The following is an 11,686-nucleotide window of genomic DNA, read 5'->3' on the forward strand; positions in this document are numbered from 1 at the left end:
TACAAAGGTCGATGCCGGTGGCAAGACGGTCTTACTCCAAACGGCTGCGTATTTTGCGGATTGCGCCCCAAACCAACAACACCACCGGAAGTGTGACGGCCGCCGACAGCATACCTTTGCTGATCCCGACCGCCGTCAACGGATAGAGCAAATAGCTGGCCAGCGAGACCGCGTAGTAGCTGATTGCCACGACAGACAAGCCCTCGACTGTGTGCTGAAGACGCAGCGCCAGATCGGCCCTGCGATCCATGCTTTCCAACAACGCCTGGTTCTGGGCGCTACGCTCAACATCCACCCGCGTTCGCAGCAGATCACCTGCACGGATTGCCCTATCCGAGAGCGTCTGCAAGCGCCTTTCCGTGGACTTCACGGTACGAATGGCGGGGTCATACCGGCGCATCATGAAATCGGCAAAGCTCTGCCTGCCAAGAAAGCGCTCTTCTCGCAAAACCTCAATCCGTTGATTTACGATGGCCTCATATGCCCCGGTTGCGCCAAACCGAAATGCATTGCGGGCAGACAATGTCTCCAACTCGGTCGAAATTGCGAGCAGTTGCGGCAACTGATCATCGGGACGATTGGTGTCGTCGATCATTTCGATCATCAGCTCCGTCAGTTTTTGATCCAACTCGCTAATGCGTTCTGTCAGGCTTTTGACGCGCGCGAACCCGAGCATGGACATTGCCTTATAGGTCTCGACCTCACACAACCTCTGGATAATCCGACCAATCCGCCGTTCGCCGGTCCCTTCCGAGACGAACATTGCAAACCGCATGTGTCCGGCCGGATCGATGCGAAAATCGCTGGCGCAGGTGGCAGTGTCATCCAGCACCCGGGAGACTGCCAGGCTTTCCGGTTCAAACCAATCTGTCAGAGACGCGTTGATCTGATCGTCATCGGGACATGGCACAACACGCATCAAAACCGAAGTTACCCGTTGTCCAGGGCTGGAAATCAGCCAGTCTGGCGGAAAGACCTCGAAATCAGCGGGATTGAACGCACGCTCGCTGACGTTATTTGTGATCGCGGTGTACGTGACAAACTCGGTATGTTGTTCCCATTTGAGCCAGTGGCGCCCGATCTGTCCCGCGTAATGCGTCGCACCGGGTTGCGGATGGGGCGCACCGTGGCGGTCCAACAGGTCCGTCAGATGGGCGATATCGTCACTTCTGTCCCGACCTACCGCTTGCTCGGGCTTTTTGATTGCCAAAAACACGACCGTGCAGGGCATCTGCGCAACCGGAAAAGGGCGGGCATGCAATTCATTGGCCAGCGCATAGCGCAGCGGGTGGTCCTGGATCGGTGTCATTGGTCGCTCCGTTCAATTCCCCGGACTATACGGCATGCACGGCAGACATCAATTATCATTTTATTTCAGTGACTTACATGGATACAACGGTATACAAGGCACGCTATCTCATTGATTTGGCTGCCAGAGCTCGATCGGATTGCCCTCGGGATCATGGATGCGGGCGAATTTCCCGACTTCGCTGTCCCACTCGGGGTTGGTTTCTACGGTGATCCCGGCCGCTTGCAATTGTTTGGTCATGGCCTCCAGGTCATCAACACGAAAGTTGATCATCCATTGTTGTTCGTCTCGACCAAAATAGCCGGTGTCCTGCGCGAAGGGGGTAAACACTGTGTAGCCCTCGCGCTGTTTCCACGGAACCGGATCATAGTGATGGACGCCCAGATGCGTCTCGTACCATTGCGTCAACGCCTGCGGGTCGCGAGCGCGAAAGAAAACTCCGCCTATGCCATTTACTTTTTCCATCGGACACCTCCTGTGACCGCATGGTACCTCAGTGTTGGCAAAAACAGAAAAGGCGCCCGTTTGGGGCGCCTTTCCAAAGGGTATCAGGCCCAGATCAGTCGATCATCGGCAACAGTTTGTCCAGCGAGGCCTTGGCGTCGCCATAGAACATGCGGGTGTTTTCCTTGAAGAACAGGGGGTTTTCGATGCCGGAATATCCGGTGCCCTGACCGCGTTTAGACACAAAGACCTGCTTGGCCTTCCAGCATTCCAGAACCGGCATGCCGGCGATCGGGCTGTTGGGGTCTTCCTGTGCAGCAGGATTCACGATGTCGTTGGACCCGATGACAATGGCCACATCGGTATCCGGGAAGTCGTCGTTGATCTCGTCCATTTCCAGAACGATGTCATACGGCACCTTCGCTTCGGCCAACAAAACGTTCATGTGACCCGGCAAACGACCGGCAACCGGGTGGATCGCAAAGCGGACGTTCTTGCCTTGCGCCCGCAGCTTGCGCACCAGTTCGGACACCGACTGCTGCGCCTGCGCCACGGCCATGCCGTAACCGGGGATGATAACCACGCTGTCGGCATCGTTCAGGGCCGCAGCCACGCCGTCGGCTTCGATTGCGATCTGCTCGCCCTCGACAGCCATCTGCTCACCTTGCGGGCCACCAAAGCCGCCCAGGATCACACTGACAAAGTGGCGGTTCATCGCCTTACACATGATGTAGGACAGGATCGCACCTGAGGAACCAACCAGCGCACCGACCACAATCAGCAGGTCGTTGCCCAGCGAGAAACCAATCGCCGCCGCCGCCCAGCCGGAATAGCTGTTCAGCATCGACACAACCACCGGCATGTCGGCGCCGCCGATGCCCATGATCAGGTGATACCCGATAAACAACGCTGCCAGCGTCATCAGGAACAGCGGGAAGAACCCACCCGACGCGGTGTACCAGATCAGGCAAATCAGCGAGATGGTGGCCGCCGCTGCGTTCAGCGCATGGCCCCCGGGCAGCTTGGTCGCGACAGATGTCACCTTGCCTGCCAGCTTGCCATAGGCCACGACCGAACCGGTAAAGGTGATCGCGCCAATGAAGATACCCAGGAACAGTTCCACATGCAGGATGCCCAGCTCAGCCGGGGTTTTCTTGGCGATCAGCTTGGCAAAAGCCCCCAGATCAGACAGGTCCGCCTGATTGGCCGAATCCACTATGGCCATGACCTGAGCCACATTGCCAATCTCGAAATGCGCGTTGAAGCCCACAAAAACAGCCGCCAGACCCACCAGCGAATGCATAGCGGCCACAAGCTGAGGCATCTCGGTCATCTGTACGCGTTTCGCGACGTATTGGCCGATAAAGCCACCGCCCGCGATCAGCAGTAGTGACAGCAGCCACATGCCAGACCCGGGACCAACCAGCGTAGCAAAGACCGCAAGTCCCATACCAACGATGCCATACCACACCGCGCGCTTGGCGCTTTCCTGGTTCGACAGCCCGCCAAGGGACAGGATGAAAAGGACAGCCGCAACAACGTAGGCGGCGGTAGTGAAGCCATAATCCATGTGCCCGGCCTCCTTAAGATTTCTGGAACATGGCAAGCATGCGCCGGGTTACGAGGAAGCCGCCGAAGATGTTGATCCCGGCCATGAAGACGGACAGCGCCGCCAGCAGAATGACCAGGAACGATCCCGATCCGATCTGCATCAGCGCGCCAACGATAATAATCGACGAGATCGCGTTGGTGATCGCCATCAACGGGGTGTGCAAGCTGTGGCTGACGTTCCAGATCACCTGGAAGCCCACAAAGATGGCCAGCACAAAGACGATGAAGTGCTGCATAAAGCTGGCCGGAGCAATCAGCCCCACCAGCAGCATCAGCACGCCGCCGACCCCCAGCAGGGTAAACTGTTGTTTGGTTTGCGCCTTGAACGCCGCGACTTCCTGCGCCCGCTTTTCCTCAGGCGTCAGCTCTTTCACCTCGGCCTTTGGCTGTGCCGCGATTGCCTGCACCTTGGGCGGCGGTGGCGGGAAGGTGATCTCGCCTTGGTGTGTCACGGTCGAGCCGCGGATCACGTCATCTTCCATGTCATGATTGATCTGACCGTCCTTTTCAGGGGTCAGGTCCGTCATCATGTGGCGGATGTTGGTGGCGTAAAGCGACGAGGCCTGCGATGCCATCCGGCTGGGAAAGTCCGTATAGCCGATGATGGTCACGCCATTGTCGGTCACGATCTTCTCATCCGCAACGGTCAGCTTACAGTTGCCGCCCTTTTCAGCCGCAAGGTCAACAATGACCGAACCCGGCTTCATTGCCTCGACCATGTCTTTGGTCCACAGCTCGGGCGCTTCGCGATTGGGGATCAGTGCCGTGGTGATGACGATGTCCACTTCTGGTGCCAGTTCACGGAACTTGGCCAGTTGGGCTTCACGAAACTCATCGGACTGGACGGAAGCATAACCGCCGGTGGCCGCGCCGTCCTGCTGTTCTTCTTCGAAGTCAAGATAGACAAATTCTGCACCCATCGACTCGACCTGCTCGGCCACTTCGGGGCGCACGTCGAACGCATAGGTAATCGCACCCAGCGAGGTCGATGTCCCGATCGCTGCCAGACCAGCCACGCCAGCACCGACAATCAGCACCTTGGCAGGCGGCACTTTACCAGCCGCCGTCACCTGACCAGTAAAGAAGCGGCCAAAGTTGTTGCCCGCCTCGATCACCGCGCGGTAGCCCGCGATATTGGCCATTGAGGACAGCGCGTCCATCTTCTGTGCGCGGGATATACGCGGCACCATCTCCATGGCGATCACGTTGGCACCCTTGGACTTGGCCAGCTCCATCCCCTCTTCGTTCCCAGCCGGGTTGAAGAAGGAAATCAGTGTCTTGCCCTTGGTCAGCCGCTTCATCTCGGCCTCGGTCGGGATCCGAACCTTGGCTACAATGTCAGCCGATTTCCACAGCGAGGCTGCGGTCTTGACGATCTCGACGCCGACGGCCTCGTAAGTCGCGTCTGAAAAGCCCGCCGCTTGTCCGGCCCCCTTTTCAATGGCGCAATCATAGCCCAGTTTCTGCAGTTGCACGGCGGAGTCCGGGGTCATCGCGACCCTGTTTTCACCGTCCAATATTTCCTTTGGCGTGCCTATTTTCACTGGCAGTCCCCCTAATTATCACTCTGGCTGAGCGGGTGGTCGGTATTGTTTGTTAAGCAAAGATGTATCTTGCGCAACATTATTTCGCAAGCGCAGCAATCGTTACGTGATGTCACAGCATGAAACACCCTATATCCAACGGCGTGTTTTACGTTCGTATCGGGCGAAACCCACGCGAAATGTACGGCGCAGACGGTCTTCTTCTGGCAGTATAAAGCGGCGCTCGAGCAGCCAGACAAGGATCGGCACCAAAATCAATGACAGCACGGCGTCCAGCCGCAACACAAGCCCGGCCAGGATCAGGATATCGGCCAGATAAATCGGGTTGCGGCTGTATTTGTAGATGCCTGATTGCACCAGCGCCGTCGGCGTTTCATGCGGGATGACGGTGGTCTGGTGCCGACGAAACTCGACAACCGCCATGACCACGATCAAGATGCCGCCACCAATCAGAACGCCACTGAGAAGATCGGTCGCTCCGCCTTCCAGTGACAATCCAAAACTCAGAAAGCGGGCCTGTAGCCACGCCAGAAGAACAAACCCCAATAGCCAGACAGGCGGAATGTCGATCCGATGCATGCATCGTCCCCATGGATGGCGACACGCACCGGCACATGTCGCTTCTGCGCGATGTCCTATCGCTTTCAGAGCGGAATAGCAAAACCTCAGTATGTCGCATCAATGGACAGGCACAACAGGATCGGATAGGCCAAATGCACCCTTCGATCTGTAAGAAAGAATTGTGAGCCGCCATGACCGATTTTGCCGCAACCAAGGCTATGTTCCATTTGCCCGAAGGGGTATTGTATCTCGACGGTAACTCGCTGGGACCATTGCCAAAAGCGGCGGCGGGTGGGGTTCAGCGCATGTTGAGCGACGAATGGGGTCAGATGCTGATCACCGGCTGGAATAAAGCCGGTTGGATGGGGCTGCCCACTGGTCTTGGTGATCGTATTGGTCGGTTGATCGGAGCCGAGGCTGGAGCCGTTGTGGTCGGCGACACCTTGTCGATCAAGGTCTATCAGGCCGTCGCATCTGCACTGGAACATAATTCAAAGCGCAAGGTGGTTCTGTCCGACAATGGCAATTTCCCGTCGGACCTGTACATGGCGGATGGCCTGCTGCGGTCCCTTGGGGCTGAGTACGAACTGAGGGTTGTTGACCCGGAGAATGTCGCCGACGCACTGACAGAAGAAATTGCCGTCCTGATGCTGACCGAAGTCGACTATCGCACCGGTCGCAAACACGACATGAAAGCCCTGACCCAGATGGCCCATGCTAACGGTGTGGTCACGGTGTGGGATCTGGCGCACTCGGCCGGGGCGATCCCGGTTGATCTGGCCGGATGCAACGCCGATTTCGCAGTGGGTTGCACGTATAAATACCTAAACGGCGGACCGGGCGCGCCTGCCTTTGTCTACGTGGCACCCCGACTGGCACCAAACGTGCGCCCCGCTTTGTCAGGCTGGCTGGGGCACGAAGCCCCGTTCAACTTCGACTTGGATTACCGGCCCGGAGCAGGGATCGAGCGGATGCGCGTCGGCACACCTCCGGTCATCCAGATGACGGCTTTGTCCGCCGCGATGGATGTTTGGGACATGGCCGATATTGCAGAGGTCCGCGCCAAATCCATTGAATTGACCGAGATGTTCATAGACCAGGTCGAAACAAGTTGCCCCGATCTTGAACTGGCAAGCCCGCGCGATCCGGAACAACGTGGCAGTCAGATTTCCTTCCGGTTCCACGAAGGTTACGCCGCAATGCAGGCGCTGATCGCGCGTGGGGTGATCGGCGATTTCCGTGCGCCCAACATCATGCGGTTCGGCTTTACGCCGCTCTACATTGACGAGAACGATGTCATTCAGGCGGCAGACATCCTGGCCGATATCATGACCAACAAACTATGGGACACTCCTGAATATAAAACGCGTCAGCGCGTTACCTGACCTCAAGCCCGGCGCCGATCAGGGCGGCCAGTTGCACGGTCCGCCTTTCAAATTCTTCCGCGCCGGACGCCGTCATTTTGACCCCCTTGAGCGCGACTGTGATGGTCTTTGCAGTTTCATCAGGGGTTTCAAACAACCGGACCCGACCAGCGACGTCTTCGCGGGTCAGCCACGCCGCATAAAGATCCGTTAGCTCGGCCTCGCCTTCTTCGACGATATCGATGGACATCGATTTGGTCGTGTCCAACATCTCTATCCCATGCGGCGAAGCCAGAATGGCTGCCATCCCGTCTGCCTGCGCCAGGATTGCCCGCGTCGCGAGGTCAGAAACCGTTCCGGACCCACTTAGGGCCTCGGTCACGGCGGCGATCTTTTCGGCATAGTGCAATTGGGTCAGCTTCCGAACGATCGCTTCTTTGTTCTTATAGTGCAGATAAACCGCAGGACGGGACATCCCGGCCCCACGCGCTATGTCATCCATCGAGGTCTTGCGGAACCCATAGGTCGAAAACGCCTGAAACGCCGAGGCCAGGATCGCCTTTTGCCGAGTATCATCACCGGTCTCTTTCATACCTGCAGACCTGACAGTTTTTGTATATTTTGTCAATTGACACACTGACACTTTTCACCAATTATGTCATAAACCAGCCACAGCCAAGCGAGGTGAGCCATGGCGACCACCCTTAAGATCAACGGAACGTCTCATCAGGTGGACCTGCCGGATGATGTGCCCCTGTTGTGGGTCCTGCGGGATGAGGTCGGCCTGACCGGAACCAAGTTCGGCTGCGGTGTTGCCGCGTGTGGGGCGTGCACCGTCCATATCGATGGTGAAGCTGTGCGCTCATGCCAGGTCGCGCTGTCCGATGTCTGGGGCGATGTGACCACAATCGAAGGCGTAGGAACCCCGGATACGATGGCTACGATCCAACAAGCGTGGGTCGACCATCAGGTAGCACAATGCGGGTACTGCCAGTCAGGCCAAATCATGCAGGCCGCCACTTTGCTGGCTGAAAACCCGGCCCCCACCGACGCCGATATCGACGATGCCATGCAGGGCAACCTATGCCGCTGCGGCACCTATCCGCGCATTCGCGCTGCGATTCATGACGCAGCTGCCAAATTGAAGGAGGCATAAGCAATGGCTCGCATTGGAAAAATCCTCCGCCGTACTTTTCTGATTGGCTCTGCCGCGATTGTCGGCGGCGTGGCATTCGGCGCGTATTACGTCAGCCGTCCGGCGGCCAACCCGCTGAAACCGAAAGAAGGCGAAGCGGCGCTGAACCCCTTTATCCTGATCGACCAGTACGGTGTCACATTGTTCGCACCACGCGCCGAGATGGGACAGGGCGTCCAGACCACCTGGGCCGCGCTGATCGCAGAAGAACTGGACGTCGATCTGGATAAAATCACGGTGCTGCACGGCCCGGCGGCAGCGGCGTATTACAACTCGGCTCTGGTCGGTGAAGGCCTTCCCAACAAGGGCTATGACATCACGAATTTCCAACACAATCTAGGCGAGGCCCTGGGCGTGTTGGGCAAAGTGCTAAGCCTGCAAGTCACTGGCGGCTCGACCTCGATGAAGGACGGGTTTGAACGCATGCGTCAGGCCGGTGCCTCGGCCCGCGAGACGCTGAAGCGGGCCGCTGCGGACCAGCTCGGCGTTGACCCATCAGAGCTGCAGACAGCATCGGGTCATGTGATCGCGCCGAATGGTGACAAGATTGCTTATACAGAACTAGCCGTCGATGCGGCGGGTCTTGAACCGGTGGATGCGCCCCTGCGCGACCCATCTGAGTGGCGCTATCTGGGCCGGACCCAGCCGCGGCTGGATATGGTCGGAAAGGCCACCGGAACGGCCGAATTCGGTGTCGATGTGCGCCTGCCCGGCATGAAATTCGCCAGTGTTCGGATGAACCCCAAGCTGGGCGGGGTGATGAACGGCTATGACGACAGCGCCGCGACGTCACTGCCCGGCGTAGAAAAAGTCGTCGATCTGGGCACCGGCGTTGCGGTGATCGCCAACAATACCTGGTTGGCCATTCAGGCCGTTGAGGCCATCGATGTCGATTGGGGCGACGCCCCCTACCCGCCTGAAACAGACGGTGTCTTTGCCAAGATTGCCGAGGCATTTGACGACTCGCCAAACTCCACAATGCGCGACGATGGGGACGCCAGCACACTGCCCGAGGGCGCAACAGAGATCACGGCAGAGTATCAGGTGCCCTATCTGGCCCACGCCACGATGGAGCCGATGAATGCCACTGCGCTTTATACCGGGGATGCATTGGAGCTGTGGTGCGGCAACCAGGCCCCGACCCTGATCCAGTTCCGTGTCGCCAATACGGCCAATCTGGAAACCGAGGCGGTGCAGATCCACACCACCTATCTGGGCGGTGGCTTCGGTCGTCGGGGCGAATTGGATTTTGGTGAGATTGCCACCAAAGTCGCCATGGCCATGCCCGGCACCCCGGTTCAAACGACCTGGAGCCGCGAAGAGGATATGCGTCACGACTATTTCCGCCCGGGCGCAATTGCCCGGATGCGCGGCGCAGTTCAGGACGGCACAGCCGTTTTGATCGATGGCAAAGTCGCATCACAATCCTGTACGCAGCAGGCCGTCGAACGTTATACTGGCATGCCCGGCGCCGGCCCCGACAAGGTGCTGGTCGAGGGGTTCTTCAACCAACCCTACGCGGTGCCAAACTACCGCATGAGCGGCCATATCGCCGATTTGGCAATCCCCGTCGGCTTCTGGCGGTCTGTGGGCAACAGCCACAACGGTTTTTTCCATGAGACCTTCATGGATGAGATGGCACATGCCGCGGGTCGCGATCCGCTGGAATTTCGGCTGGAACTGATGAAGAACGAACACGCCCCGTCGGCTGGTTGCCTTGAGGCCGTGCGTGAGATGTCAGGCTGGACAGGTAAGACACCGGATGGTGTTGGTCGCGGCGTGGCGTTCACCTATAGCTTTGGCACCCCTGTCGCTCAGGTCATCGAAGTGGTGGACGAAGACGGCTCCATCCGCATCAACAAGGCCTGGATCGCGTGCGATATGGGTCTTGCGCTTGATCCCGAAAATGTCAAAGCGCAGATGTTCGGCGGCATGATGTATGGCCTGTCAGCTGCCTGCTACGGAGAGATCACCTTTTCCGAAGGCGAGGTCGAACAGTTCAACTTCCCGGACTATGACGCGATCCGCATGCACACCGCTCCGCAGGTCGAGGTGCGCGTGTTGGAAACCAACCGTCATATGGGCGGCGCGGGTGAACCCGGCACGCCGCCGTCAATGCCCGCGCTTGGAAATGCGTTGTTTGATCTGACAGGAAAACGGGCCCGGACCCTGCCGCTCAACACTCAGTTCGACTTACTGATCTGATCACAGCACATTGGTCCGGCAGCACAAATGCCGGGCCAGTTTCGTCTTAAGCGGACTGTTGGATCAATCGCGTGTCCGACCCCGTCGCCCATGCGCGCACGGCAGCTCCAAATGCCTCGAACAGAGGGCGGGATACTGGATCGTTGATCGCGTCCCATTCGGGATGCCATTGCACCGACAATGTGAAGCCGGGTGCATCTTTGATGTACATCGCTTCGGGTGTGCCATCCGGTGCATGGCCATCCACCAGGACACGTTGCCCGACCGTCTTGATCCCTTGCCCGTGCAAAGTGTTTGTCATCACTTCGGATGCACCGAACAGGTCATGGAACACACCATTTTCGCTGAGCTTTACAACATGGCGCAGTGCGAACTTTTCTTCCAGAGTACCATCCGGCGGCATGCGATGGTTCATGCGCCCCGGCAAATCTCGGATTTCCGGGTAAAGCGTGCCGCCCATCGCGACATTCACCTCCTGAAATCCACGGCAAATGCCAAGGAACGGTTGGCCGCGATCAACGCAGGCCCGCACCAAGGGCAAGGTAATCGCGTCGCGCGCCCGGTCGAAATCACCATGCGCGTTCGTTGCGGACTCACCATATTCCTCGGGATGCACGTTGGGGCGGCCGCCGGTCAGCAGGAACCCGTCACACACCTCCAGCAGCTCTTCTACTGAAACGTAACGCGGGTCGGCTGGGATAAGCAGCGGCAAACATTCCGAGACATTAGCCACAGCATCCGAATTCATCGTCCCACCGGCATGAGTCGGGTATTGATCGTTCATAAGATAAGAATTGCCGATAATACCAACGACGGGTCGAGACATTCCACATTCCTTGCTTGATCGTAGTTCACGGCAAGGCTATCTGCAGCGGGGTAAACGTGCAACAACACACGACCTGCATGACAGCGCAAGGCCGTGTTCAACGGTGCACATCTTATGCCTCATCGCTCAAAGCCTAAGAAACAGGCGCTTTGCAACACGTCGAAATGGTGTCAGACAGCGTGCCGTGGTCAAACTTCTCCTGTCAGACCAGAGGCTTCGATACCAGCCATGCCAGCCGCCGCATCGTTGTCTGACGTATCATCGGTGACACCCACAGCACCGATCACAGCCCCCTTGCGATCCCGCAGCAAAACTCCACCGGGAACAGGTACAACCTGCCCGCCATAGACGCCGTTCACTGCCGCCATGAAATAGGCCTGTGCCTCGGCCCGCTGCATCTGCGCGGTCCCCGCCATGCCCAGCATGACCGAGCCATAGGCTTTCCCGCGCGCAATGGCAAAGCGACCCGGGGCTGCGTCATCTTCACGCTCAAAGGCAATGACGTGCCCACCTGCATCCAGAACGATCACCGACAAAGGCTTCAGTTCCATCTCACGCCCTTTTTCCAGCGTTTTGCGGATAATCGTACGTGCTTTGCGCAGTGAAACCGACATATGTGCGTCCTCC

Annotated in this window: 11 protein-coding genes; 3 read left to right on the top strand and 8 right to left on the bottom strand. The window is 58.2% G+C overall.

Annotated features, from left to right (window positions below; all coding sequences use genetic code 11):
* Positions 1-31: 31 nt before the first annotated feature.
* From D9K61_RS25105 to D9K61_RS25125, 5 genes are all read right to left on the bottom strand, one after another.
* Entirely contained in the window at positions 32-1,309 is a 1,278-nt protein-coding gene (locus D9K61_RS25105) for a DUF3422 family protein (RefSeq protein ID WP_120635938.1), read from the bottom strand.
* 108 nt (positions 1,310-1,417) lie between these two features.
* A complete protein-coding gene (locus D9K61_RS25110; RefSeq protein ID WP_120635939.1) occupies positions 1,418-1,774 on the bottom strand; it encodes a VOC family protein in 357 nt (118 codons plus the stop codon).
* Between the two features lie 94 nt (positions 1,775-1,868).
* On the bottom strand, positions 1,869-3,323 hold the full coding sequence (locus D9K61_RS25115) for an NAD(P)(+) transhydrogenase (Re/Si-specific) subunit beta (RefSeq protein WP_120635940.1): 1,455 nt from the start codon (positions 3,321-3,323) through the stop codon (positions 1,869-1,871).
* Between the two features lie 13 nt (positions 3,324-3,336).
* Positions 3,337-4,908 (bottom strand): Re/Si-specific NAD(P)(+) transhydrogenase subunit alpha, encoded by a 1,572-nt coding sequence (locus D9K61_RS25120; protein ID WP_120635941.1) that lies wholly within the window; start codon positions 4,906-4,908, stop codon positions 3,337-3,339.
* A 129-nt stretch (positions 4,909-5,037) separates the two neighbouring features.
* Positions 5,038-5,487, bottom strand: a complete 450-nt coding sequence (locus tag D9K61_RS25125; RefSeq protein WP_120635942.1) for an isoprenylcysteine carboxylmethyltransferase family protein — start codon at positions 5,485-5,487, stop codon at positions 5,038-5,040.
* A gap of 173 nt (positions 5,488-5,660) precedes the next feature.
* Between D9K61_RS25125 and kynU the strand changes: the two genes are divergently transcribed.
* The gene (gene kynU, locus D9K61_RS25130) at positions 5,661-6,854 is read left to right on the top strand and encodes a kynureninase (protein ID WP_120635943.1); all 1,194 of its coding nucleotides are present in this window, start codon (positions 5,661-5,663) and stop codon (positions 6,852-6,854) included.
* Here kynU and D9K61_RS25135 read toward each other — a convergent pair.
* Positions 6,847-7,425 (bottom strand): TetR/AcrR family transcriptional regulator, encoded by a 579-nt coding sequence (locus D9K61_RS25135; protein WP_120635944.1) that lies wholly within the window; start codon positions 7,423-7,425, stop codon positions 6,847-6,849. The two genes, kynU and D9K61_RS25135, sit on opposite strands and share 8 nt — an antisense overlap.
* Positions 7,426-7,524: 99 nt before the next feature.
* On the opposite strand from D9K61_RS25135, the gene D9K61_RS25140 reads away from it, so the two are divergent.
* Together D9K61_RS25140 and D9K61_RS25145 are read left to right on the top strand one after the other, a co-directional pair.
* A complete protein-coding gene (locus D9K61_RS25140) occupies positions 7,525-7,989 on the top strand; it encodes a (2Fe-2S)-binding protein (RefSeq protein WP_120635945.1) in 465 nt (154 codons plus the stop codon).
* A gap of 3 nt (positions 7,990-7,992) precedes the next feature.
* Positions 7,993-10,233 (top strand): xanthine dehydrogenase family protein molybdopterin-binding subunit, encoded by a 2,241-nt coding sequence (locus tag D9K61_RS25145; RefSeq protein ID WP_120635946.1) that lies wholly within the window; start codon positions 7,993-7,995, stop codon positions 10,231-10,233.
* A gap of 46 nt (positions 10,234-10,279) precedes the next feature.
* Here the strand turns inward: D9K61_RS25145 and D9K61_RS25150 are convergent, their stop codons facing one another.
* On the bottom strand, positions 10,280-11,059 hold the full coding sequence (locus D9K61_RS25150) for a gamma-glutamyl-gamma-aminobutyrate hydrolase family protein (protein ID WP_120635947.1): 780 nt from the start codon (positions 11,057-11,059) through the stop codon (positions 10,280-10,282).
* Between the two features lie 188 nt (positions 11,060-11,247).
* Complete coding sequence (locus D9K61_RS25155; protein WP_120635948.1) at positions 11,248-11,673, bottom strand: heme-binding protein; 426 nt, start codon at positions 11,671-11,673, stop codon at positions 11,248-11,250.
* Between the last annotated feature and the right edge of the window lie 13 nt (positions 11,674-11,686).

Origin of the sequence: Ruegeria sp. EL01 (assembly GCF_900313035.1) — a bacterium.
In the GTDB taxonomy this organism is placed as follows: domain Bacteria; phylum Pseudomonadota; class Alphaproteobacteria; order Rhodobacterales; family Rhodobacteraceae; genus Ruegeria.

Bases quoted from the DNA above. Each gene is read 5' to 3' on its own strand.
- D9K61_RS25105 (WP_120635938.1), bottom strand. From the start codon at position 1,309: ATGACACCGATCCAGGACCACCCGCTGCGCTATGCGCTGGCCAATGAA.
- D9K61_RS25135 (WP_120635944.1), bottom strand. From the start codon at position 7,425: ATGAAAGAGACCGGTGATGATACTCGGCAAAAGGCGATCCTGGCCTCG.
- D9K61_RS25110 (WP_120635939.1), bottom strand. From the start codon at position 1,774: ATGGAAAAAGTAAATGGCATAGGCGGAGTTTTCTTTCGCGCTCGCGAC.
- D9K61_RS25125 (WP_120635942.1), bottom strand. From the start codon at position 5,487: ATGCATCGGATCGACATTCCGCCTGTCTGGCTATTGGGGTTTGTTCTT.
- D9K61_RS25140 (WP_120635945.1), top strand. From the start codon at position 7,525: ATGGCGACCACCCTTAAGATCAACGGAACGTCTCATCAGGTGGACCTG.
- D9K61_RS25115 (WP_120635940.1), bottom strand. From the start codon at position 3,323: ATGGATTATGGCTTCACTACCGCCGCCTACGTTGTTGCGGCTGTCCTT.
- kynU (WP_120635943.1), top strand. From the start codon at position 5,661: ATGACCGATTTTGCCGCAACCAAGGCTATGTTCCATTTGCCCGAAGGG.
- D9K61_RS25145 (WP_120635946.1), top strand. From the start codon at position 7,993: ATGGCTCGCATTGGAAAAATCCTCCGCCGTACTTTTCTGATTGGCTCT.
- D9K61_RS25155 (WP_120635948.1), bottom strand. From the start codon at position 11,673: ATGTCGGTTTCACTGCGCAAAGCACGTACGATTATCCGCAAAACGCTG.
- D9K61_RS25150 (WP_120635947.1), bottom strand. From the start codon at position 11,059: ATGTCTCGACCCGTCGTTGGTATTATCGGCAATTCTTATCTTATGAAC.